Consider the following 22,939-nt stretch of genomic DNA (forward strand, 5'->3'; position numbering starts at 1 on the left):
GAAACCGAGCAGGTAAATCGAAAGGAAACGATATGACTTTTAAATCATTCATCACCGCAGGCATCATCGCCGCTATTGCAACCACCACTGCAGGAAGTGCCGCACGCGCCGCGAGTGATTCTGAAAAACTAGCTGCATTTTTGGTGGGTGCTGGTGTGCTTGCAGTGATCGCGAAAAAATCACGCGACGATAAACAAGCGGCGCCAGTATATCGGAATAATCACACGGCGACACCACACAGATATCCAACCACGCCGCGATACACACATCAACGCCCGCAAAAACCAGGATATTATCACCCAGGAAATCGCTCCGGTTGTGAATATCATGTTCATGGGCGCAACTCGCGACATGTGAAAAACTTTGGCCACAAACATGATTGTCGCAATGGTGCTGAACACGGCTTTCGCAAAGCACACGGACATAAACGCTAATCACAGGCAGACTATACAGGCAAATGGGGCGTCACATTTGGCGCCCCTATCCTTATCACGCATTTCACGCTATGCGGATTTCATGACAGATTTTTCAATTGAAACCGCATTGATGCAATCCAACACCGCAATCAAAACAATCGCTGGCGTGGACGAGGTCGGGCGCGGCCCTTGGGCGGGGCCAGTTACGGCCTGTGCCGTGATCCTTGATCCCGACAACATTCCCACTGGATTAAACGATTCCAAAAAGCTGAGCGCGAAACGGCGCGAGGCATTGTTTGAAGAAATTCATGATTGCGCTCAGATCAGCATCGCTCATGTCGAAGTCGATGAGATTGATCGCATCAATATATTACAGGCCACCTTTCGCGCCATGGAACGTGCGGTGGCTGGGCTGGCGTGCACACCCGATTTTGCGCTGATCGATGGCAACAAAATTCCTCCTAACCTGTCCATGGATGCTGAGGCAGTAGTTAAAGGTGACGCAAAATCAGCGTCAATTGCGGCGGCATCCATCATCGCAAAGGTCACGCGTGACCGTCTGATGGGTGATTTGGCGCAACAATTTCCAGGCTATGGTTGGGAACGTAACGCTGGTTATGGGACAAAAATACATCAGCTAGGCCTCCGAAATCTGGGCGTGACCCCACACCATAGACGTTCGTTCAAACCTATACACAATATCTTGTGTAAGGGTAATTTTGTAACCAATTGAAACGTAACGCCAAAATTAAAAACGAATTGACCCAGAATCCTATTTGACTCATTTTAGCCTCAATGACGCGAAAACGCGCAATACGAGGCAGACATGGTAAAAAATACAAATAAAACAGGCAGTAAGACTCTGCCGTTAAACCAGATTATTGATGGCGATTGCATTGATGTGATGAATTCGCTACCGGAAAATAGTGTTGATCTAATCTTTGCAGATCCCCCCTATAACCTTCAGCTCAAGGGTGAACTTCACCGCCCCGACAATTCCAAAGTGGACGCCGTAGACGACCATTGGGATCAATTTGACAGCTTTAAGGTTTACGATGAATTTTCCCGCGCATGGCTTCAGGCTGCGCGCCGCATCCTGAAACCAAATGGCGCAATATGGGTGATTGGCTCCTATCACAACATTTTCCGCGTCGGAACCGCGTTACAGGATGCAGGTTTCTGGGTTTTGAACGACGTCATCTGGCGTAAAACCAACCCGATGCCCAACTTTCGTGGTGTCCGTTTAACCAACGCACATGAAACAATGATCTGGGCGGGTAAATCCGAAAAATCAAAACCAACATTCAATTATGAAGCTCTCAAAGCATTGAATGACGGTGTGCAAATGCGCTCTGACTGGATTTTGCCAATCTGTAACGGGAATGAACGCCTTAAGGACGAAAATGGCGACAAGGCGCATCCGACACAAAAACCTGAATCATTGCTTCACCGCGTGATTATTGGTTCGACCAATGAGGGTGACGTGATCCTTGATCCGTTCTTTGGCACGGGCACCACTGGTGCGGTTGCCAAAAAGCTGGGCCGCAAATTCATTGGGATCGAACGCGAAGAAGCCTATCGCAAGGTTGCGAAAAAACGCATCAGCGCGATCAAAGAATGTGATGCGGAATCGCTCAAGGTTTCCACATCAAAACGCGCGGAACCACGTGTGCCATTTGGCCAAGTTGTGGAACGCGGCATGTTGAAACCAGGGGATCAACTTTATTCCTTAAATGGCCGTCACAGCGCAAAAATTCGCGCCGATGGCACGTTGATTGCACATGATCAACGCGGTTCCATCCATCAGGTTGGCGCCGCACTTGAAGGCGCGCCGAGCTGTAATGGCTGGACATATTGGTGTTTCAAAAAACGTGGCGAAGCCATTCCAATCGACATGCTGCGCAAAAAAATTCGCGCAGAAATGACCGCCTAAATTTACGTAACAGATCTTTCAGTTACCGCCGTCTTGGGGTTTGCGCCCCAAGATACTAGCCCAACTCCCCGCCATTATTTTTGGCGGGGCTTTTTGCTATCTGGGCATCGGGTTTTCTGCCTTGTTATAGGCATGCCAATCGGTGATTTCTGGATAAAACTGTGCACGCCACGCACGCACGCGCGGGTTCATCACACGTTTCCAAACAGGTGGGATCATTGCCAGAAATGTCATGATCGGATAACTGCGCGGCAATTGCGGCGCGGCGTCATCTTCGTAATTTTGCAACAACGGGTATCGCCGATCTGGTTTATAATGATGATCCGAATGGCGCTGCAAATTCAGCAAAAAGTAATTCGAAACCTTATGTGCGGCATTCCAAGAATGTTGCGGCTTGGTATGTTCATACTTTCCATCGCCCAAATGTTTGCGCGTTAATCCATAATGTTCGACATAATTCACCAACTCCAACTGCCAAACGGCAATTGCGGCTTGGAATATGAAAAACCCAACACCAGCAAGGCCACCAATGGCAAAGGCAATCAACAAAAATGCGCCTTGCAATGTTGCGTATTTCCAAAATGGATTGGATTTATGCCACCATAACAATTTCTTGCGTGCCAACATTGATTTTTCGGCCGCCCAACTGGATTTCAAACACCCAATCAAAACGCGCGGAAAAAACCGATGGAACCCTTCGTTATAACGCGCGGTTACGGGATCCTTGGGTGTGCCAACATATCGGTGGTGCACCAATAAATGTTCTGATCGAAAATGCCCGTATAATGCCAGCGCCATCAAACCATCGCCCATGTGGCGTTCCAGCTTGGATTTTTGATGCATCAATTCATGGGCATACACGATCCCAACGGACCCTGTGATAATCCCCATGCTCCCCATCAGCGCAAATTTTTCCCAGATTGTATAATCGCCAAATGTCACCGCTGCGATACAGGCAAACACGGCGATAAATTCCAACGGAAACCAAATGATGGTGATCAAGCGAAACCAAAACAGGCTGGCATCATCTGTCTGTGGGTCGGCATTGGCGGTATATAATCCTTCGAACGTATCAAGTGCGCCGATCAATATCCAAGTGTTCAGATAAACCAGCAACAACCACCACCCACCCAGATATGCCGAAACGCCCAGCAATACCAAGGTCAACAACGTGATCCAAAACGGCAACGCATTGCGTAACAGCGATATATCTTTGGGTGTGTTCATCTATCCGATCCTGTCTCAATCAATGCGAGCTGGGCTTGTTTCCAAACCTTGCGCATCACGGTTGGCAAAGCATTGGCATCAAAGCGTTCGCTGTCAACAAATACGCCGCGAAACACGGGGGGATCATCGGGTATATTTGTCACCATCACCGTAAGATGCAGATGAAAATGGGTGAATGTGTGACGCACAGTTTCCGGCAAGGTGCGCCAATTGGCATCAAGCGGTTGATCATGATCAATCTGCGTTTGTGCCCAATCGCTGCCTGGCCATCCCATCATGCCACCCAACAATCCTTTGTCGGGTCGTTGTTCCAGTAACACCGCGCCATCACATCGACGCGCCACATATACAACGCCCACCCGCGTTGGAACCTTGGCCTTTTTGCGCTTTTTAGGGAGCTCGGCGGCGATCCCTTGCGCACGTGCAACGCAACCGTCCGCCCATGGGCAAACCCCACAATGCGGGGAACGCGGGGTGCATACTGTCGCCCCTAAATCCATCACGGCCTGCGCATAATCGCCCGCTCGGTTTTGCGGCGTGCGCGATGCGGCCAGTTCACGCAACGCCTCTTTGCTATCGGGCAGTGGTTCCATCACCGCAAATTGGCGCGCCATCACCCGTTCCACATTGCCATCCAAAACAGTTGCAGGAACATCAAAGGCAATCGCGCTCACCGCGGCGGCGGTATATGGACCGATGCCTGGCAATTTTAATAACGCCGCCTCATTATCTGGAAAAACACCCTCCAAATCATGTGCAACAACCCGAGCACATTTCAACAAATTGCGTGCCCGCGCGTAATAGCCAAGCCCTGCCCACGCCGCCATCACATCACCATCATCGGCGGCCGCCAAATCGCTGACCGTTGGCCACATCTGGGTAAATTTCACAAAATAATCACGCACCGCCGCCACAGTTGTTTGTTGCAACATCACCTCTGACAGCCAAACATGATATGGATCGGGCAACACACCCAATTGGCGTTGTGCGGGTGGCACACGCCATGGCATCAGGCGGGCATGTTCATCATACCACGCCAGCAAAATTTCGCTCTTGTCTCGCTTTTGATCCAAAATTCCGTGCCCTTCATGCCTTATTCACTGGCAAAATACGCAATCACGCGTAAGATACCACAGCAAAGCAACGGATCACCATGGCACGTCAATCACAATCAAAATCGGGCACACCTCCCAAACGCAAAAGCCGTGGTTTTTTGCAAACCAGCGGGTTGTTACAGCAACGCATTCGCGCCGCCAGTGAAAAACGCGGATTCGCCGAAACGCGCCTGCTGACGCAATGGGCAGAGATCGCTGGCTCGCAAATTGCCGCCATCGCGCAACCGATCAAGGTTGGATATTCTAAACAAGGGTTCGGTGCAAACCTGACGTTGCTGTGTAACGGCGCAAATGCGCCGATGTTGCAAATGCAAATTCCTCAGATCATTGAACGGGTGAATTCGTGTTACGGGTACAATGCAATTGCCCGTATTACATTGACGCAAACCGCCCCAACGGGGTTTGGCAGCGGATTTCAAGAACCAAAATCCGAATTTGCCCACAAACCTAAACACAAAGAGTTGTCCAAAGTTCAGATCGAACAGATTGAAACATCGGTTAAAGATGTGGCAGATACGACCCTGAAAGATGCCTTAGAGCTTTTGGGCAAAAACATTCTATCCCGTCGGGGACAATAAAAGGGAACCTTTATGTCACGTACTTTTCCAATGATTATTGCAGCGCTTGTTTTAATTGCTGCTGGTGGTTTTGCCATTCGCGGGATTTCCGCATCAGATGCGGTAGAACCAGAACAAACGGTTATTGCACAGGCCACAACAGAAACAGCCGAACCTGACACAGCCGCACCGACCGCTGATGTTGTTGAAATGGTCTTGGGCGATGCGGATGCCCCAATCACCATCGTTGAATATGCATCATTTACATGCCCACATTGCCGCACATTCCACGAAAACGTTTACCCTGATCTAAAGAAAAACTTTATCGATACGGGCAAAGTGAAATTCGTATTCCGCGAAGTATATTTTGATCGCCTTGGTCTTTGGGCTGGTATGCTGGCGCGTTGCGGTGGCGAGGATAAATATTTCGGTCTGGCCGATATGATTTTCAAAACACAACAAACATGGACCGCTGGCGAAGATGGTGCGACGATTGCGCAGAACCTTTATAAAATCGGTCGCATCGCGGGCATGGACGATGCGCAAATGGAACAATGTCTGCAAAACAAAGACCACGCAGAAGCATTGGTCGCAGCGTATCAGAAAAACGCAGACGCTGATGATGTTCGCGCCACACCAACACTAATCATCAACGGTGAATCAAATGGTAATATGTCGTATGGCGAGCTTGAATCAAAACTGAACGCGATTGCCGAATAATCCATGAACAATACCCCGCTCAACGGTATCAAAGTGATCGAGCTGGCCCGCATCCTTGCGGGCCCTTGGGCGGGGCAAACCTTGGCTGATTTGGGTGCTGAGGTGATCAAGATCGAAAGCCCATCTGGCGATGACACCCGCACATGGGGGCCACCATTTATTGAGCATGATGGCGAAACAACCGCCGCATATTTTCACGCCTGTAACCGCGGTAAAAAATCCGTCGTGCTGGATTTCAAAACCGAAGTTGGGCGCCAACACCTGCTTGATTTAATTGCGGATGCAGATGTGCTCATCGAAAATTTCAAGGTCGGCGGTCTGAAAAAATATGGGCTCGATTTTGAGTCACTTTCACATTTAAATCCCCGTCTAATTTATTGTTCTATAACAGGTTTTGGTCAAACTGGCCCCTATGCCAATCGCGCGGGATATGATTTCTTGATGCAGGGCATGGCGGGGCTGATGTCCTACACTGGTGAACCTGACAGCCAACCACAAAAAGTGGGCGTCGCAGTTACGGATGTTTTCACAGGGCTTTACAGTGTGATCGCAATTCAGGGCGCATTGGCGCACCGCGCAACAACGGGGCATGGGCAACATATTGATATGTCGCTCTTGGATGTTTGCACCGCCGTTTCCGCCAATCAGGGTATGAATTTCCTCACCACCGGTGTGGCACCACAACGCCGTGGGAATGATCATCCAAACATCGTCCCATACCGCGTGTTCGCCACATCCGATGGTCACGTTATTCTGGCCGTGGGCAATGATGGACAATTTGCGAAACTTTGCGCGATCCTAAACCTCGATCATTTGGCAAAGGACCCGCGTTTCGCCACCAATCAGGCACGCGTTGAACATCGCGATATTCTCGTGCCAATGCTACAGGCAGAGCTGGAAAAAATTAGCAAATCGGAATGTTTGCAAGCCTGCGAAACCAACGGCGTCCCCGCGGGGCCAATCAACGATATGGCAGAGGTTTTTGCCGATCCACAGGTGAAATCACGTGGACTGCAATTGGATTTGGATGGTGTTCCATCTATCCGTAATCCCATACGTTTTTCGCAATCAGACATGATGCAAAACGAACCATCACCACGGTTGGGCAAACATACCCAAGATGTTTTGAAAAAAGATTAATCAAACAACGCCGCAAGTGCCGCAAGCAACGGTTCTTCATCTGCGATGTTCATTCGCACAGGCAGGGTTAAAATCTTTTGTTGCCAACCACTTGGAAGCCGTGCTGCATCCTTTTCGGTTGTCACCAGTTGCGCATCCAACTGCCATGCTTCGGTTTCTAACCGCTTCAATATCGCAACGGGCAGCTTTTGATGATCACCAAAGCTGCGTGTTTGCACAACATCCGCACCCGTTGATCGCAGGCTGTTGTAAAATTTTTCAGGCCGCCCAATCCCCGCAAATGCCAGTGCACGCATCCCCGACCAATCCATACCCGTTTGCAACACCTGTAATGCACCCGATAAAACGGGGGGCGCATCGGCTGGAAGTTTCACCGCGCCATCGCCCACAACCAAAACAAAGTTTGTTTTTTGCAAACCGGATTGCACGGATTCACGCAATGGGCCCGCGGGGAAAATCCGCGCGTTACCAAAACCGACACCGCCATCAACCACCATGATGGTCAAGTCTTTGGCAATCGCGGGATTTTGCATACCGTCATCCAATATGATACATTCTGCTCCCGCTGCAATCGCAGCATCAACGCCAGCGCCCCGATTTTTGGAAACCCAAGTGGGCCCAAATCCCGCCAATAACAACGGCTCGTCGCCAACGTCATCGGCACTATGTGTGTTGATATCAACCTGAATGGGGCCTTGTAATTTGCCGCCGTATCCGCGTGTCACAAAATGAACGTCGCGCCCCATCTCATTCAATTTCATTGATAAATAAATAGAAGTGGGTGTTTTTCCGGTGCCCCCCAGATTGATATTTCCAACGCAAATCACTGGCACCGAAACCTTGCGATGCGCACCGCCCGTCCAGCGCCGATTGGACAGGTATTGATACAGCATTGACAACGGGCGCAGCGCCATTGCGTTCAATCCAACCGTATCGGTGTACCAAAAACGCGGCGGCCTCATCACGCGATTTCCTTTTCTGCCAGATATTCTTGGATCATCTCGAACAAATAATCCGTTGTTTCCGCACCGATGGATGTTGTTAGCCAAGCGGCCTGTGCCAATTCGGCGGCCACATCGGGGGCGATCACATCTGCCAACGCTGTTGAAAAATCCGATTGATCTGTAATCGCTCGTGTCGCGTTTGCGCGTTGTAATCGGCTGATAGAGACCGTAGAAAAATTCATTTCTGGTCCATGAATAATCGCAGAGCCCAGGGCCGCAACCTTTAGCGGATCAAATTCACGCGCCTTGTCAAAGCTACACCCGATATAGGTGACGGGCGCGATGCGCAGCCACAATCCCTCCTCTTCGAAACTATCAATCAAATAGACCTGAGTTTCGGGTTTTGGCGCATCACATTCGGATCTGCGATGCACGATAAAACCTTGGGCCTTAAATTTACGTTCAAAACTTTCTAATTGATTTTTTTGCGCGGGCTGAATGATGGATAATAATCGCTGTGCGCGACGCGCGGTGAATTTTTGCGCAGCGATGATCATTTCCAACTCGCTGTCCTGAACTCCAATCCCATACCAAATGGGCCGCCCACCAATCGATTTTGCGATATGCGCACGTTCAGTTTCATCGCATTCCATCGCTTCGCCACCAGATTTCAACGCTGGCATCACGGTTATATTGTCGGTCGTAACACCCAGTGCCGCGCATCTGTTTGCAGCGACAATCGAAACAGGCAGAACCTTTACGAAATGCTTTAATAAACCAGTGTATCTATTTGATAAAAAACGCTTGAATCTTGAAATTTGTGGCGGATTTGCATTCGCATAAACCAACTTCACCCCGCGTTTATGCGCCAAAGTCATGATATTTGGCTGCATCGTGTCGGACGCCCAAATACAGTAGTCTGGTCGCCAATAATCCAAAAATTTCCCAACAAACGCTTGTTGATCAATCGGAAGATATTGATGCACTGCGCCTTGGGGCAATTTGCGGCGCAGATGTTCAACCACGCCGTCCTCATTCGTAGTTAGCAACACAAATGGTGCCGTCGGAGATGATTGCAACATGCGCACCAATTCAGCGCTGTCGATGACTTCGCTTGCGGTTTCAAAGTGAATCCACACCAACGCCCCTGTCGGGCGTAACAGGGTTGGTCGGCCTTCGCGCTGTGCGCGATGCGACGCTTGATCACCAACCGCTGTCATCCGATTATCAGCTTAATTCTTCGGTTGGGCTGGCAGGCGATTCTTCGTCACGCAAACGATGCAGGTGCGCAATGAAATAACGTGTGTGTGCGTTATCCACGGTTTTATGCGCCATACCTTTCCACGCATCGAACGCAGATTGATAGTTTGGGAAAATCCCTACAAGATCAATTTTAGAAACGTCTTTGAATTCTTTGGTTGCGGGATCTTTCAGATCGCCCCCAAAAACCAAATGCAAACGTTGTACCATCGCAAATTCCTTTCAGCTAAAGGTGGTCTAACAGACCCGTATGTATGACAGGTGTCGCTGCGATTAAACCATCAAAACAGGCCGTCGCGCTATTATATTTTGGGGACTGCCCATTTCGCATGGTCACAGACACCCCTGCCTCGCGGCAAATCAGATCACCACCCGCCACATCCCATTCCCAGGTTGGGCGCAGGGTTAACATGCCGTCAAACCGCCCTTGGGCGACCAAACACATCCGATATGCAAGCGATGATCGGAAATGGCGTTCGATTGGTGGCGGGCGTTTGACCCACATTTCAGATTTCGTCTGGCTACCCGATGCCAAAATACGCGCACCGCGAATTTCTGTGTTCCCATTATGGCGGATCGGCTCACCGTTCAACGTTGCACCCGCCCCGAGCGCAGCGGCATAGGTCAAACCCTTGGCCGGCAAATGCACCACCGCCGCGGTCACCTCGCCCGCCTTGGCCACGGCCAAGGATACGGCAAAATTTTCATGCCCGTTGATGAATGAACGTGTGCCGTCAATGGGATCAACGATAAATACGTTTTCACAATCAAGCCGCGCAGGATCATCATCGGTTTCTTCGGATAACCAACCATAATCAGGACGCGCTGCACCAAATTCGGCGCAGAGCATTTTATCAATGGCCAAATCAGCCTCGGAAACGGGGCCTTGTCCGCCGCCCTTGTCCCAAGCATTTAATTCTTTGCGAAAAAACCGCATTGCGATTTCGCCCGATGCCAAGGCGGCATCGGTTAGCAATGTCAGATCAGGCACCGGCAATGGTTAACCCTTCGACCAGCAAACTTGGGATATTGCGGCTCAGATGCATTCGCGCATCGTTGCCTGCAACCAGCGTCTTTAACATATCGCGCAAATTTCCCGCGATTGTGCATTCATTGACAGGGCCAATGATTTCACCGTTTTCCACCCATAACCCCGCAGCACCGCGTGAATAATCACCGGTTGTTGGGCTGATGGTTGAACCAATCATGGATGTCACGATCAACCCCGTGCCCATCTGTGCGACCAATTCTGCATGGCTATATTCGCCCATGGTTAACGCCAGATTGCCCGTTGTTGGGGATGGTGGGCCGCCAATGCCACGCGCGGCATTGCCCGTGCTTTGCATGCCCAATTGGCGAGCAGTGGATAAATCCAATGTCCAGCCTTGTAACACGCCATCCAAAATTATTTCGCGCGGTGCGACGGGCAATCCTTCGCCATCGAATGGGCGCGATCCTGCCACGCGTTTGCGCGTTGGATCTTCGATCAATGTCATACCACGGGGCAACACCTGTTTGCCCAGCGCATCGGATAACCAGCTTGAACCGCGCACAATGGATGATCCATTGATCGCCGCTGCCATATGCCCGATCAATGTTGATGAAATTCGCTCATCAAATAAAACGGGATATGCGCCCGTTGGTGGGCGCGTTGCGCCTCCGCGTGCCACAGCACGTTCACCCGCCAATTGGCCGATGGATTCAGGGCTTGGTAATTCATCCGCATGGCTGCGCGATTCACCACACCAGTCGCGTTCCATGTTCAAACCAGTGCCCGAAATCGCGACACAAGATGTCGATGTCGATGTACGGCGATACCCACCCGAAAACCCGTTGGTTGCCGCCATATGTACGCGTGAACTGGAATATCCAGCGGATGCGCCTTGGGCTTGGCTGACACCATTTACCGCCAATGCGGCGGCCTCTGCCGCCAATGCGGCCTCTTGCAATTCATCCGCGCTCATCGGATCGGACGGGTCGTATAATTCCAATGCTTCCACGTCCCAAGACCTGACCAATTGATCGGGATCGGCCAAACCACAGTATGGATCATCGGGCGCAACATCGGCCATGGCGACAGCGCGCAACGCCATTTGTTCAATCGTATGATCGGACAGATCAGAAACCGAAACGCTGGCCTGTTTTTTGCCCTTGAACACACGCAGCCCGATATCAACACCCTCTGATCGTTCGGCATGTTCCAATGCGCCTGCGCGCACCTCAATCGAAACGGTTGTGCCATCCACCAGCAAAACATCGGCGGCATCCGCGCCTGCGGATTTGGCGGCGGCTAAAACCTTTGCCGACAGGTCGTTAAAATCATTGGCCACGTGTTATTTCCACTTATTTAATTGGCATGCCATTAGCGGTGATACCGCCATCTTTGGACAGCTTAATTTCCGAGATCAAATGATCGTCCCCGCCACCGGGGCGGAAAAACATTGCGCTCATCCCTTGGATCATCATGGCGTTTTGTGCGGGCACCAAACCGATTTCAGTTAGCTTTTTCAACAACGCTTGCGCCCCTTGCAGATCAACATTCATTGATCCCTCGACCTGTGGTGGAAATTGCATGTTATGAAACAGCAATGCGCCCGTGGTCACCAATTTCGCCCCCGCTGCATTCAGGTTCAATGCATTCACTTGCAGGTTATCCATCTGAACAGGTGGTTCAGGATTGGCGGGATCGGCGGACACATCTGCGATCGTTTTTGTCCAACGCATATCGCCCTGCGCATCGATATTCAGATCAATATTATCGCGCGGCAATTTCGCGGTTGGATCAAACATGCCCCAGATGGTGTCGGATAATGCCATCTCGCTCAGAACCATTTTAATTTTGGCGGGTTTTGCATCATCCATGTTTTCAATCGGGATTTGAATTTCGGAAACCATACCCGCGATCGATAAATCCATGGGCGGCATCCCCAAGCCCACACTTTCGAATTTGTAATCAATGTCGCTGCCGTTGCTGGTCATATTGGCGATATTATCCAACAGGCTCAGTTTCATATCACTGCTATTGGCATTCACTTCGAAATTGATCGGTCCCATCGGTGATGTCGCACTGGATTTTGAAACAATTTCGCCCGTGCGATAATTGATTAAAACTTCTTTGCTCGCATCAAATCCCGCAAACGGATTATCGCCAGCGAAATCACCAAAAATTGGCATGTTGAAATCGCCAGACAAATCCTTGGTGCTGCTGAATGCTTCGGTTTTCTGATCTTCGATTGTGAAACCGTAATTCAGTGTCAAATCTGCGAAACTAAAATCACCCTTGCTGCGCGGATCATCCCCACCCATGATTGTCGTGTTGGTTTTGCCATCTGTCATCGTGGCGTCGATCGTGAACATGCTCTCAGACGTGCTCTTGATCGCGACATTATCGAATGTCGTCTCGAAACTACGTGCACCTTCTTCGCCGCTAACATTGGTTTCCATGCCCGTGTGGGTCATTGTCATTTCAACCTTTGGCGCATCATCCGCATCGGGAACTTCGAACGCCATGGTGGTTTCTGGGGCGATGGTTAAAACATGCCCGCCCAATAATTTTTTATCCACACGCACCCACGGGATGCTAATTTCCGCGTCACCGTCTTCGGTTTTTAGGATAATGTCATCCCATTGAGTGTGACCGCGTGCGTCATCTTTGTTCCCGATACTGGCAACCAGCGGCGTTGATTTAAAGATATCAAAATATTCTTCTAAAATTTTGGTTGCTTGTTCTTCGCTAAACGCCATTCCGCCCATTGCGGTTGTGATGGCAAGCGTGCTGGCGAAAATACTACGGGGTTGAAACATGCGGCTCTCCTGAAAAATTTTGCACAGCCTAAATCAGCGCTGGACGAGGGACAACCGCGAAAACAATATGCCCGACGGCTGTCCGCCACATGTCCCACGGCTGTCGGACGCTTGTCCTACGGTGGTTTTTTCTTGCACTGTGCCATGTGGCACGCCACAATCGTTTGCGACTTTCCAACATGAACGGGCACCAAAACCATGACAGATTTTTCAGGCAAAACCGTAATTATCACTGGCGCATCGCGGGGCATTGGCGCGGCCAGTGCACGCGAATTTGCAGACCGTGGCGCAAATGTAGTGTTATCCGCACGCAGCACCAAAGACATTGAAAATGTTGCTGCCGAAATCAACGCAAATGGCGGTAAGGCCAGCGCGTTTTCTTGTGATGTTTCCGATTACAATTCAGTTGTTTCACTGGTGGAATATTGCGTTGCAACCTATGGAATTCCCGATGTTTTAATCAATAACGCAGGCGTACTTGAACCTGTGGAAAGATTGGAAAACGCCGCCCCAGATGCATGGGGACAAGTCATTGATATCAACGTCAAGGGCGTATTTTACGGCATCCGCGCCGCATTACCATTGATGCGCAAAAACGGAGGTGGGACGATCATTTCGATTGGATCAGGTGCGGCAACATCCGCGTTGGAAGGCTGGTCTGCATATTGCACATCAAAAGCTGCGGTTCACCATCTAAACCATTGTTTACACGAAGAAGAATCGCAAAATGGTATTCGCGCATTGGTATTGTCACCGGGGACAGTTGCCACCGATATGCAGGTCGCAATTCGCAACAGTGGCGTGAACCCAGTTTCGCAAATCCCATGGGAAAATCACGTCCCCGTTGATTGGCCTGCGCGTGCTTTGGCATGGATGGCAACCCATGGCGCGGATAACTATCTGGGCAAAACCGTAAGTCTTCGCGAAGATAGTATCCGCAAAAGCATTGGATTGATTTAAACCCAACAAACGCTATAACCCAGCAAAAAAGAGAGCGTTATGGATATCCAAGCCAAAGCATTGGAATATTGGGAAATTGGCCGTGATTTGGCATTGAACTGGCTCACCAGTCCCGCCGCATGGTCGCAATTTGCGGTGTTGATCGTTGCCTATTTGTTGGCGGTATTAATCAACAAAAAACTTGGCAAAACATTGCGCCATTTGCTCACGCCCAGTGATGATATGCGCCCGATTTTTGCCAGCGCGATGAACATGGCGCTGTTGTTTTTACCACTGTTACTGCCACTTCTCGCCTATGGTTTTACAGCCATCGGTGAACAAGCCACACGCGCCGCATTTGGGTCGGGCGATGTGATTGCATTTGGCAAACGCATCTTTATCTTTTTGGCGGCTAAGCGTCTGGTAAATCGGGTTATTTATTCACCATTCCTGAAAATGCTTGGCAAATATATCATCGTCCCAATCGCGGCCATCTATGCGCTTGGCCTGTTACCAACTTTGATGACATTTTTGGGTGATACCAATGTTGCCGTCGGGAATATCAACTTTTCCTTGCTCGCGATTTTGCGCGGGGTCGTGGCAGGGTCGATCCTGTTTTGGTTGGGGCGTTGGTCAAACGATCAATCCGCGCAATATATCCGCGCCCAAGAAGACATGCGTGTGCCCACACGCGAATTGGCCACCAAGGCTGTTGAACTTTCTATTTTTGGCGCTTGTTTTCTCCTGCTGATGAGCATTATGGGCATCAACATGTCCGCACTTGCGGTGATGGGTGGTGCGATTGGCGTCGGGCTTGGCTTTGGTCTGCAAAAGATCGCCTCGAACTTTATTTCAGGCATAATCTTGCTGCTCGAAGGGCAAGCGACCGTTGGTGACTTTGTTGAACTGGACGGCGGGGAAAGCGGCACAATTGTTAAAATGTTGTCGCGTGCGACAATCCTTGAAACCTTTGATGGGAAATGGATCGTTGTCCCAAATGAGGATTTCATCACGACACGCATCACCAACTGGTCCGATGCAGGATCAGGGAACCGATACGAGGCTGATTTTTCAGTGTCTTACGACACAGACATCAACAAAGTTCCCGCCATTGTCGAGGCCGCGGTTGCGACCCATCCAGATGTATTGGACAAGCCCGAAAAGCCAGATTGCGAACTGCGCGGTTTTGGCGATAGCGGCATTGATTTCAGCGTCGAATTTTGGGTCGAGGGCATTGATGACGGTAAAAACAAATACACGTCCGATGTGTTGTTTTTGATCTGGAACGCATTGAAAGATAACGGAATTGAAATTCCATACCCACATCGCGTTGTCGAAATCAAAGGGTCACTGCAAAAAACATGACAGATGCCGTTATCATCGGTGCAGGGCCTGCGGGATTGATGGCGGCGGAAACCATCGCCGATGCAGGGTTTTCGGTTGTTGTGGCCGATGCCAAACCAACCTTTGGACGTAAATTTTTGATGGCGGGCAAATCGGGTTTGAACCTGACAATGGATGAGCCATTTGAAAAATTCATCGCAGCATATGGCGCAGATGCGGATTGGTTGCGCCCGATGATCACCGCATTTGATCCAAACACCGTTATCGCGTTTGCCAATGCGCTGGGTGGTGATGTTTTCACAGGTTCATCAGGGCGGGTATTTCCAAAGACGATGAAGGCATCGCCAATGTTGCGTGCATGGCTGGCACGCCTGTCAGACAAGGGTGTCGCGTTTCGCACAAACTGGAAATGGGATGGTTGGGATGATAAAAATTTACACTTCGACACCCCAAATGGCAAACAGTGCATCACACCGCGTGCATCCGTTTTTGCAATGGGCGGCGCCAGTTGGGCACGGCTTGGGTCCACGGGTCATTGGGCGGAGATATTCGCAAATTCTGGCATTGAAACCACGTCATTCAAGCCCGCAAATATGGGGTTTGTGGTGGAATGGTCAAAACACATGGAACCCCATTTTGGCCAACCGATAAAGCCAGTGCGATTAAACACTGGCGATCAATCGGTTCCGGGTGAAATTGTCATTTCACGCACTGGGTTGGAGGGCGGCGGTATTTATGCCGTTTCGCGTACCATGCGCAATGGTGCAAACCTTACTCTTGATCTCTGCCCTGATGTTTCCATTGAAATCCTCACTAAACGACTACAAAAACAACCCGCCAAGGCATCGCGCAGTTCGATATTGCGCAAGGCATTTTCATTGTCCCCTGCAAAATCCGCGCTATTCAACGAATTTGCCAAGAACGCGCCGCGCGATCAATTTGCGATGCTGGCCAAGGATTTGCCAATTGATCATAATGGTCCACGCCCGATGGACGAGGCGATTTCCACCGCTGGAGGTGTTGCGAAATCTGCGCTGAGCGATGAGTTAATGCTGCACGAAAAACAGGGTGTGTTTTGCGCTGGCGAAATGTTGGATTGGGAAGCACCAACAGGTGGATATTTGATCACCGCATGTCTTGCCACGGGGCGCGTGGCGGGAATGGGTGCGGTGAAATTTCTATCCCGTGCGTAATGCGTTCGCCGCGATATACGCAGGGCGTGCAATCGTGCGGCGGATATAGTCCTTGATCGGGCCCTCGCTTGGAAGATCAAATTTGGCGACCCGCGCCCAGCCCAAACAATGGGTTAAAACGATATCGGGTACGGTGAATTTTTCACCCATCAAATACGGCCCATCACCCATGCGTTTTTCCAAAATTCCAAGGTTGCGGGTAAATTCCCAGTTAAGGGTTTCTTTTACCTCTGGCACGCGTTTTTCTTTGGGCAAAATGAAAGAATGACGCGCCGCACACCACAAAATCGCATCCAAATCATCGTTGAGTAACTGCGTGAAACTATCTTGTTGCGCGCGTTCAATTGATCCCGCGGGAAAGGTAATTTTTCCGTGTTTATCAGCCAGAAATTGCATGATCGCAACGCTGTCGATTATCGTTTGTCCCTCGACCACCAATGCGGGAACCTTGCCCGATGGGTTAAATTCACGTGCCGCGTCGCTCCCTGGGCTGGCCTGAATTTGTGTGTATTCCAATTCCATTTCCGCCATCGCCCACATCACGCGAAATGTGCGGTTGGTTGGTGTGCCGATCAATTGATACATATTATTCCCCTTAATTTCGTCCACGCGCCATCATGGCCAATCGAATAAATGCGCGTTCCACCAGTGCAGCATCGGGCAAGGGGCGCGATGAACGCAAGGATAAATCGGTTTCCATCAACACATCCAGTGCCTTTTCCAATTTGGGGCTGCCCCAATTGCGCGCTTGGCGAACCATGCGATCCTTGCGCGCCCCGAAAACGGGGGGGCGTGCGCGTGACAAGGCGACATCTGGGCCATCTGCATGGCTGGCTGCGGCGTGTAATATGCGAAAATGGCGCGTCGCGCTGATGCATAATGTAGTGGGGTTAATGCCTTGGCCGAATAGACGTTTTAGGACGGGCCCAACCTCGCCCGATTTTGCCTCGGCGATGATATGGATCACGTCATCAATACCAGCATCGGATGTGGCAGGTGCACAGATTTCGACATCATCGCTGGAAACAGCCGTGTCATCGCCGTATTTATACAGTGATAATTTTTCCATCGTTTGTGTAAAATCACCAGGATCCAATTCTCGCCCCAGATTTTGCAAATCGGTCATTGCCTCGCCCGAAATATTAGTCAGGCCAGCCTTGGTCAAAGTCGCGCTAATTTCTTCTTTGCTGGGCGGGTCGTTGTAAATGCCGATGGCAACAGTGGTTTGTGTTGATTCAAAAACTTTGCGCAACTTGGATCGCGCATTAAGTTGCCCTGCCGTGACGATCAACATGGCATCACCCGTTTGCCATTCTGATAGTGCGGTTTCCAACGTGGGTGCCAGACCATCGCCCGCATCCTCGACCAGTACAGCACGTGGACCTGGGAAAAATCCTTGGGATTTTAGACCATCTAAAACCAAGGCGGGTTCTTTGCGCAGATCGGCGGCAGAAATACGGGTGAAACGCATTTCTTCTTCGCCCGTTTCGCCAACGATTGCTTTGACAACCTCTTGGCGGCGCAACGCCACGCGCATGGCATCAGCACCATAGATAAGCAGGCCAGAATGGGTAGGATCAGGTTTGGCAAAATACGCCGCCGCACGCGGCCCTGCCAATTTCATGCCAACCAATCCTTGGCGGTGATGGAAAGGCGTGTGAACATTTGATCCGCAATGGAATGAGACAGACGCACATTTGCACCCCGTTCTGCCACGCGTGTCGGGTATGTTTCGGAAGTTGCGGAATATGATGTGGTTGTTGTCACCGTATCGGTAAACACGACCTTGTTGCTTCCGCGTTCGAACACTTTGTATTCCGCTGTTGCGGCCAGATTATATCGTGTGATTTCCGCCTCTGATGTGACAACCAGATCGTCTTCTTCGATTTCGAGTGAATAGATCAAGAAATACGGCGCATTTGCATCGGCAACACCCAGACGGTTTTGCAATCGATCACGCAGCTCAAACGCAGATCGACCGTTTTGTTCTTGGATTTCTATTTTCCCGATGATGGCGCTGGATGCTTTGCCAGTGCCATACACGGGTTCAAATCCACAGGCCGAAAGGGTGGCAAGACCGCCACCCATTAACACTGTTCTGCGATTAAATAACGACATTGATAATGCGCCCTGGAACCACGATCATCTTTTTCGGGGTTGCCCCGTCCAAAGCTTTGACCACAGCATCACTTGCCAGCGCTAATTTTTCAATCTCTTCTTTGCTCGCGGTTGCGGATACGACAATTTCCGCGCGTCGCTTGCCGTTGATCTGAATTGGCATGGTGACAGTATCGTCAACCAACATATCAGGATCAACCGCGGGCCATGATGCTTGCGCTACCAAACCAGCACCACCCAATGTGGCCCAGATTTCTTCGGCCAAGTGGGGGGTCATTGGTTGCATCAATTGCGCCATGGTCAACATTGATGCGGTTTTCGTTACTTTATCCGCCTTGGATTTCGCCATCGCATTGGTGAATTGATAAAGTGCAGCAACGGATTTGTTGAATGCAAAGCCTTCGACCCCGTTGGTAACATCATCAATCGCACGATGGGTTGCCTTTTGCAGGGCAAGTGCCTCGTCCGCAGAACCTGCTGTATCATCCATTTGCGTGATTTCATCCGTCAAACGCCACACGCGTTGCAAATGTTTCCATGCCGCCTCTGCGCCTGATGCGGTCCATTCAACGTCGCGCTCTGGTGGGCTGTCGGACATGACAAACCAACGCGCGGTATCGGCACCATATTGATCAATGATATCTTCGGGATCGACCACGTTTTTCTTGGATTTGGACATTTTGATTGATGGGCCAACCGTGACAGGGCGACCCGCGCCATCAACATATCCATCATCAACGGGTTTGATTTCATCGGGGTTTAGCCATTTTCCATCCACATCTTTATATGTTTCATGGCAAACCATGCCTTGGGTAAACAAGGCGTTGAACGGTTCAACAGCGTTATCTGGTAAATGCCCCGTAATATTCATCGCACGCGCAAAGAAGCGTGAATACAACAGATGCAAAATCGCGTGTTCAATCCCACCGATATATTGATCGACATTCATCCAATATGCAGCGTCTTCGGCAACCGTTGGCGTATCCGCGCGCGGCGCCGTGAAACGTGCGTAATACCAAGAGCTGTCTACAAATGTATCCATCGTGTCAGTTTCGCGCAACGCCGCACCACCACAGGATGGGCATTCGCAATTGCGCCACGCATCATGTCGATCCAACGGATTGCCCGGTTTTTCGAATGTCACATCTTTTGGTAATTCAATCGGCAGGTTTTCCTTTTTCTCAGGAACCACACCACATTTTTCACAATGCACCACTGGGATCGGACAACCCCAATAACGCTGACGCGAAACGCCCCAATCACGCAGACGATATTGCGTTGTTGCCTCGCCCATGCCCGCAACGGTGATACGATTGATCACCTCTGTTTTACCCTCTTCGATGGTTAGCCCATCCAAGAAACGCGAATTAATCAGCTTACCTGTACCAAGATATGCATCCGCACCAATTGTGAATGTATCGGGATCTTGGTCATCAGGGCAAACAACCGGTGTCACCACCAAATCGTATTTGCGCGCAAAATCCAAATCGCGTTGATCATGCGCAGGACAGCCAAAAATCGCACCCGTACCATAGCCCATCAAAATAAAGTTGGCGATATATACGGGCAATTCCCAAGACGGGTTAAACGGATGCGTTACAGTGATGCCCGTATCGTAACCTTTTTTCTCGGCTGTTTCTAATGCCTCTTCTGTGGTGTCCATCTGGCGGCATTCGGCGTTGAATGCGGCGATATTTTCATAATCCGCCTCAAGCGCCTTGGCCAAAGGATGATCTGCAGAAATGGCGGCGAATGATGCGCCAAACAATGTATCGGGGCGGGTTGTATAAACATCCAGCTCTTCAAAACCCGCGGGTGCACCCGTGGTTTTAAATCGAAACTGCATCCCCGTTGATTTGCCGATCCAGTTTTTCTGCATCAAGCGTACTTTTTCAGGCCAGTCCTTAAGATTATCAATCGCACCTAACAATTCTTCGGAATAATCCGAAATTTTGAAAAACCACTGCGTTAATTCTTTGCGTTCAACCAATGCGCCCGAACGCCAACCGCGCCCTGCTTCGACCTGTTCATTGGCCAAAACGGTCATATCGACTGGGTCCCAGTTGACCACCGCGTTTTTGCGATACACCAAACCTTTGTCCAACATGTCGATAAACATCGCCTGTTGCTGACCGTAATATTCAGGGTCGCACGTTGCCAATTCGCGTGACCAATCAATCGACAGCCCCATGGGTTTCAATTGTGCGCGCATATCCGCGATATTTTGATATGTCCAATCGCCTGGATGAACCTTTTTTTCCATCGCCGCGTTTTCGGCAGGCATCCCAAATGCATCCCAACCCATCGGGTGCAACACGTTAAAACCAACGGCGGATTTATAGCGCGCCACAACATCACCCATGGTATAGTTGCGCACATGCCCCATATGAATGCGCCCAGATGGGTATGGAAACATTTCCAGCACATAATATTTTTCGCGATTGTGATCGACCTGCGCGTTAAACACCGCGCCTTTTTCCCATTCCGCTTGCCATTTTGGCTCTGTCACACGGGCGTTGTATCGTGACATATTCATTCCTTTAACGTTAAACGCCGGACAAATCGCCCGGCGTGTATTCAGTGGTTGTGCCGATCACGGCTTATAGTTTGGCACCTGATATGCGCAATTGGCGTGCGCGGGTCAGGATTGCATCTTCGATTTGGCGTTGCGTTTGCGCACTCGCGGCACCTGATGGTGTTTGCACGGAAACCTTAAGGCTACGTGCGTCGAGTGCCGCATCTTTGATAAATACGGATGCGCGATAACGCTGACTGGAACCGGGGGCAGATCCCCAACCCATCACAATCACACCTGTAAATGGATCGGCGGCCTCTATCGGGAGGAAGCTTAAAACATCAAGCGATGCCGCCCAAATATACTTGTTCACCTGAACTTGCGTTGATTTATCTTTGTTTTCAAACAAATCCCAAATCGTTTCGCGTTCTTCTTCGACAACGGGTTCTTTTGGTGCCGTATTGATCTGGCTGCAACCAGCAACAACACCCAAAACGGCGATGCTGGCGATTAAATTCTTGATAATATGGCGCATTTTGCCCCCAAGGTCCTGATTGTTCGTGGCATTTTTAACCTGTAGACCATTATAGAACAAGGCGTTATTTCACTGGGTTTTATAGGCTAGTTTCTGCCACTGTGACATGTATGCACCAAAAAATGGAACAGTCGGAAAACTATTCCCGAAATTCTTGACCCTTGGCGCGTTTTGAACGATTTTGCCACCAATCGATCTGGAATTCCCTAGGTCGAGTGCACCTTCATTTATCTCAACGAGGGAAAATAAAATGAAAAAACTACTTATTGCTTCTACAGCACTAGTTGCATCAGCTGGCTTCGCGGCTGCTGACGTTTCTTTGGGCGGTTCTGCTGAAATGGGTATCGTAGACAACGGTACAAACACACAGTTCCACAACGACATCGACGTGATCTTCACATTGTCAGGCGAAACAGATGGCGGCTTGTCATTCGGCGCGACAATCGATCTTGACGAAGTTACTAACGCTGGCGACGACAACGGCATCCCATCATACGACAACGATTCATCAGTATATATCAAAGGCGGCTTCGGCGCGTTGACAATGGGCGACACAGACGGTGCGCTTGATTGGGCAATGTCAGAAATCGCAATGGGTACAGCAATCGCTGATGACCACACTGCATACTTTGCATACGACGGGTCACACGGCGGCAACGGTTTCTTCGACTCAGGTACAATCTTGCGTTACGACAACACTTTTGGTGATTTCGGCGTAGCTGTTTCTGCTCAAGACATCGACCAAACAACAGACGCTGTTTACGCATTGGGTCTGAAATACGGTGCTGATCTTGGTGGCGTAAATGTTGGCTTCGGCTTGGGTTACCAAGACGCGGGCGTAGCTGGTGACATGATCGGTCTTTCTGCTTCTACATCAGTAGCTGGCTTTGACGTTGTGTTGAACTACGCAGACGGCGAAATCGGTGGTAGCGATTACGATACAATGGGTATCGGCCTTGGCTACACAACTGGCGCATTGTTGATGCACGCTAACTACACAAAATCAGAACTGGGCGGCGCATCTGCTGACGGTTACGGTTTGGTTGTAAACTACGACCTAGGTGGCGGCGCAGTTGTTGCTGCTGGTTACGGTAAAGGCGACACTGGTTACGGTGCAGCTACTACTAATGACACATTCTCATTGGGTCTACGCATGGACTTCTAATTCCACTGGAATTA

At 50.3% G+C, this 22,939-nt stretch carries 22 protein-coding genes and 1 pseudogene; 10 read left to right on the forward strand and 13 right to left on the reverse strand.

Going from position 1 to position 22,939, the window contains the following annotated elements:
* Positions 1 to 32: 32 nt before the first annotated feature.
* From IE094_RS04930 to IE094_RS04940, 3 genes are all read left to right on the forward strand, one after another.
* The gene (locus tag IE094_RS04930; RefSeq protein ID WP_189639479.1) at positions 33 to 434 is read left to right on the forward strand and encodes a hypothetical protein; all 402 of its coding nucleotides are present in this window, start codon (positions 33 to 35) and stop codon (positions 432 to 434) included.
* A 37-nt stretch (positions 435 to 471) separates the two neighbouring features.
* Positions 472 to 1,149, forward strand: coding sequence for a ribonuclease HII (gene rnhB, locus IE094_RS04935; protein WP_308429198.1), 678 nt, complete (start codon positions 472 to 474; stop codon positions 1,147 to 1,149).
* Positions 1,150 to 1,242: 93 nt separating this feature from the next.
* A complete protein-coding gene (locus IE094_RS04940) occupies positions 1,243 to 2,349 on the forward strand; it encodes a site-specific DNA-methyltransferase (RefSeq protein ID WP_189639480.1) in 1,107 nt (368 codons plus the stop codon).
* A gap of 288 nt (positions 2,350 to 2,637) precedes the next feature.
* Here the strand turns inward: IE094_RS04940 and IE094_RS04945 are convergent.
* A pseudogene (locus IE094_RS04945) lies at positions 2,638 to 3,576 on the reverse strand (alkane 1-monooxygenase); the annotation flags it as partial.
* Positions 3,573 to 4,586 (reverse strand): A/G-specific adenine glycosylase, encoded by a 1,014-nt coding sequence (locus IE094_RS04950; RefSeq protein ID WP_189639805.1) that lies wholly within the window; start codon positions 4,584 to 4,586, stop codon positions 3,573 to 3,575. The gene IE094_RS04950 and the pseudogene IE094_RS04945, both read right to left, overlap by 4 nt.
* 143 nt (positions 4,587 to 4,729) lie before the next feature.
* Between IE094_RS04950 and IE094_RS04955 the strand changes: the two genes are divergently transcribed.
* The 3 genes from IE094_RS04955 to IE094_RS04965 are packed head-to-tail and all read left to right on the forward strand — an operon-like array spanning position 4,730 to position 7,108.
* On the forward strand, positions 4,730 to 5,269 hold the full coding sequence (locus IE094_RS04955) for a DUF721 domain-containing protein (RefSeq protein ID WP_189639482.1): 540 nt from the start codon (positions 4,730 to 4,732) through the stop codon (positions 5,267 to 5,269).
* Between the two features lie 12 nt (positions 5,270 to 5,281).
* Positions 5,282 to 5,968, forward strand: coding sequence for a DsbA family protein (locus tag IE094_RS04960; protein WP_229802067.1), 687 nt, complete (start codon positions 5,282 to 5,284; stop codon positions 5,966 to 5,968).
* A gap of 3 nt (positions 5,969 to 5,971) precedes the next feature.
* Positions 5,972 to 7,108: a CaiB/BaiF CoA transferase family protein gene (locus IE094_RS04965; protein WP_189639483.1), complete on the forward strand. Its 1,137-nt coding sequence runs from the start codon at positions 5,972 to 5,974 to the stop codon at positions 7,106 to 7,108.
* Here the strand turns inward: IE094_RS04965 and lpxK are convergent.
* The 6 genes from lpxK to IE094_RS04995 are packed head-to-tail and all read right to left on the reverse strand — an operon-like array spanning position 7,105 to position 13,116.
* The gene (gene lpxK / locus IE094_RS04970) at positions 7,105 to 8,070 is read right to left on the reverse strand and encodes a tetraacyldisaccharide 4'-kinase (protein ID WP_189639484.1); all 966 of its coding nucleotides are present in this window, start codon (positions 8,068 to 8,070) and stop codon (positions 7,105 to 7,107) included. The genes IE094_RS04965 and lpxK overlap by 4 nt on opposite strands.
* The gene (locus IE094_RS04975) at positions 8,070 to 9,272 is read right to left on the reverse strand and encodes a 3-deoxy-D-manno-octulosonic acid transferase (protein WP_189639485.1); all 1,203 of its coding nucleotides are present in this window, start codon (positions 9,270 to 9,272) and stop codon (positions 8,070 to 8,072) included. The genes lpxK and IE094_RS04975 overlap by 1 nt, the downstream gene beginning before the upstream one ends.
* A gap of 7 nt (positions 9,273 to 9,279) precedes the next feature.
* Positions 9,280 to 9,522 (reverse strand): DUF4170 domain-containing protein, encoded by a 243-nt coding sequence (locus IE094_RS04980; RefSeq protein WP_189639486.1) that lies wholly within the window; start codon positions 9,520 to 9,522, stop codon positions 9,280 to 9,282.
* Positions 9,523 to 9,538: 16 nt separating this feature from the next.
* Positions 9,539 to 10,303: a 3'(2'),5'-bisphosphate nucleotidase CysQ gene (locus tag IE094_RS04985; protein ID WP_308429204.1), complete on the reverse strand. Its 765-nt coding sequence runs from the start codon at positions 10,301 to 10,303 to the stop codon at positions 9,539 to 9,541.
* On the reverse strand, positions 10,296 to 11,642 hold the full coding sequence (locus IE094_RS04990) for a TldD/PmbA family protein (RefSeq protein WP_189639488.1): 1,347 nt from the start codon (positions 11,640 to 11,642) through the stop codon (positions 10,296 to 10,298). The genes IE094_RS04985 and IE094_RS04990 overlap by 8 nt, the downstream gene beginning before the upstream one ends.
* Positions 11,643 to 11,655: 13 nt before the next feature.
* Entirely contained in the window at positions 11,656 to 13,116 is a 1,461-nt protein-coding gene (locus IE094_RS04995; RefSeq protein WP_189639489.1) for a DUF2125 domain-containing protein, read from the reverse strand.
* Between the two features lie 198 nt (positions 13,117 to 13,314).
* On the opposite strand from IE094_RS04995, the gene IE094_RS05000 reads away from it, so the two are divergent.
* The 3 genes from IE094_RS05000 to IE094_RS05010 are packed head-to-tail and all read left to right on the forward strand — an operon-like array spanning position 13,315 to position 16,592.
* Entirely contained in the window at positions 13,315 to 14,076 is a 762-nt protein-coding gene (locus IE094_RS05000; RefSeq protein WP_189639490.1) for an SDR family oxidoreductase, read from the forward strand.
* Between the two features lie 39 nt (positions 14,077 to 14,115).
* Positions 14,116 to 15,420: a mechanosensitive ion channel family protein gene (locus IE094_RS05005; protein ID WP_189639491.1), complete on the forward strand. Its 1,305-nt coding sequence runs from the start codon at positions 14,116 to 14,118 to the stop codon at positions 15,418 to 15,420.
* Positions 15,417 to 16,592, forward strand: a complete 1,176-nt coding sequence (locus IE094_RS05010) for a TIGR03862 family flavoprotein (RefSeq protein WP_189639492.1) — start codon at positions 15,417 to 15,419, stop codon at positions 16,590 to 16,592. The genes IE094_RS05005 and IE094_RS05010 overlap by 4 nt, the downstream gene beginning before the upstream one ends.
* Here IE094_RS05010 and IE094_RS05015 read toward each other — a convergent pair.
* The 5 genes from IE094_RS05015 to IE094_RS05035 all read right to left on the reverse strand — a co-directional run bounded on the left by IE094_RS05015 (position 16,578) and on the right by IE094_RS05035 (position 21,760).
* A complete protein-coding gene (locus IE094_RS05015) occupies positions 16,578 to 17,177 on the reverse strand; it encodes a glutathione S-transferase family protein (protein ID WP_189639493.1) in 600 nt (199 codons plus the stop codon). The genes IE094_RS05010 and IE094_RS05015 overlap by 15 nt on opposite strands.
* Positions 17,178 to 17,187: 10 nt before the next feature.
* Positions 17,188 to 18,216 carry a DNA polymerase III subunit delta gene (gene holA / locus IE094_RS05020; RefSeq protein WP_189639494.1) on the reverse strand — a complete coding sequence of 343 codons (1,029 nt, stop codon included), beginning with the start codon at positions 18,214 to 18,216 and terminating at the stop codon, positions 17,188 to 17,190.
* Entirely contained in the window at positions 18,213 to 18,710 is a 498-nt protein-coding gene (gene lptE / locus IE094_RS05025; protein WP_189639495.1) for an LPS assembly lipoprotein LptE, read from the reverse strand. The genes holA and lptE overlap by 4 nt, the downstream gene beginning before the upstream one ends.
* Positions 18,697 to 21,240, reverse strand: coding sequence for a leucine--tRNA ligase (gene leuS / locus IE094_RS05030; RefSeq protein ID WP_189639496.1), 2,544 nt, complete (start codon positions 21,238 to 21,240; stop codon positions 18,697 to 18,699). Before leuS ends, lptE begins: the two co-directional genes overlap by 14 nt.
* Positions 21,241 to 21,310: 70 nt before the next feature.
* A complete protein-coding gene (locus IE094_RS05035; RefSeq protein WP_189639497.1) occupies positions 21,311 to 21,760 on the reverse strand; it encodes a DUF3576 domain-containing protein in 450 nt (149 codons plus the stop codon).
* Between the two features lie 250 nt (positions 21,761 to 22,010).
* On the opposite strand from IE094_RS05035, the gene IE094_RS05040 reads away from it, so the two are divergent.
* Complete coding sequence (locus IE094_RS05040) at positions 22,011 to 22,925, forward strand: porin (RefSeq protein ID WP_189639498.1); 915 nt, start codon at positions 22,011 to 22,013, stop codon at positions 22,923 to 22,925.
* The last annotated feature ends 14 nt before the right edge of the window (positions 22,926 to 22,939 follow it).

This window comes from Paramylibacter ulvae (assembly GCF_014652655.1).
Lineage (GTDB): Bacteria > Pseudomonadota > Alphaproteobacteria > Rhodobacterales > Rhodobacteraceae > Amylibacter > Amylibacter ulvae.

What these genes read in the sequence shown, in the direction of transcription:
- IE094_RS05010 (WP_189639492.1), top strand. Translation starts at nt 15,417, where the DNA reads ATGACAGATGCCGTTATCATCGGTGCAGGGCCTGCGGGATTGATGGCG.
- IE094_RS04995 (WP_189639489.1), bottom strand. Translation starts at nt 13,116, where the DNA reads ATGTTTCAACCCCGTAGTATTTTCGCCAGCACGCTTGCCATCACAACC.
- leuS (WP_189639496.1), bottom strand. Translation starts at nt 21,240, where the DNA reads ATGTCACGATACAACGCCCGTGTGACAGAGCCAAAATGGCAAGCGGAA.
- IE094_RS05000 (WP_189639490.1), top strand. Translation starts at nt 13,315, where the DNA reads ATGACAGATTTTTCAGGCAAAACCGTAATTATCACTGGCGCATCGCGG.
- IE094_RS04980 (WP_189639486.1), bottom strand. Translation starts at nt 9,522, where the DNA reads ATGGTACAACGTTTGCATTTGGTTTTTGGGGGCGATCTGAAAGATCCC.
- lptE (WP_189639495.1), bottom strand. Translation starts at nt 18,710, where the DNA reads ATGTCGTTATTTAATCGCAGAACAGTGTTAATGGGTGGCGGTCTTGCC.
- IE094_RS04960 (WP_229802067.1), top strand. Translation starts at nt 5,282, where the DNA reads ATGTCACGTACTTTTCCAATGATTATTGCAGCGCTTGTTTTAATTGCT.
- IE094_RS04930 (WP_189639479.1), top strand. Translation starts at nt 33, where the DNA reads ATGACTTTTAAATCATTCATCACCGCAGGCATCATCGCCGCTATTGCA.
- IE094_RS04940 (WP_189639480.1), top strand. Translation starts at nt 1,243, where the DNA reads ATGGTAAAAAATACAAATAAAACAGGCAGTAAGACTCTGCCGTTAAAC.
- IE094_RS05035 (WP_189639497.1), bottom strand. Translation starts at nt 21,760, where the DNA reads ATGCGCCATATTATCAAGAATTTAATCGCCAGCATCGCCGTTTTGGGT.
- IE094_RS05040 (WP_189639498.1), top strand. Translation starts at nt 22,011, where the DNA reads ATGAAAAAACTACTTATTGCTTCTACAGCACTAGTTGCATCAGCTGGC.
- IE094_RS04955 (WP_189639482.1), top strand. Translation starts at nt 4,730, where the DNA reads ATGGCACGTCAATCACAATCAAAATCGGGCACACCTCCCAAACGCAAA.
- IE094_RS04965 (WP_189639483.1), top strand. Translation starts at nt 5,972, where the DNA reads ATGAACAATACCCCGCTCAACGGTATCAAAGTGATCGAGCTGGCCCGC.
- IE094_RS04950 (WP_189639805.1), bottom strand. Translation starts at nt 4,586, where the DNA reads ATGCCATGGCGTGTGCCACCCGCACAACGCCAATTGGGTGTGTTGCCC.
- lpxK (WP_189639484.1), bottom strand. Translation starts at nt 8,070, where the DNA reads ATGAGGCCGCCGCGTTTTTGGTACACCGATACGGTTGGATTGAACGCA.
- holA (WP_189639494.1), bottom strand. Translation starts at nt 18,216, where the DNA reads ATGAAATTGGCAGGGCCGCGTGCGGCGGCGTATTTTGCCAAACCTGAT.
- IE094_RS05015 (WP_189639493.1), bottom strand. Translation starts at nt 17,177, where the DNA reads ATGTATCAATTGATCGGCACACCAACCAACCGCACATTTCGCGTGATG.
- IE094_RS05005 (WP_189639491.1), top strand. Translation starts at nt 14,116, where the DNA reads ATGGATATCCAAGCCAAAGCATTGGAATATTGGGAAATTGGCCGTGAT.
- IE094_RS04975 (WP_189639485.1), bottom strand. Translation starts at nt 9,272, where the DNA reads ATGACAGCGGTTGGTGATCAAGCGTCGCATCGCGCACAGCGCGAAGGC.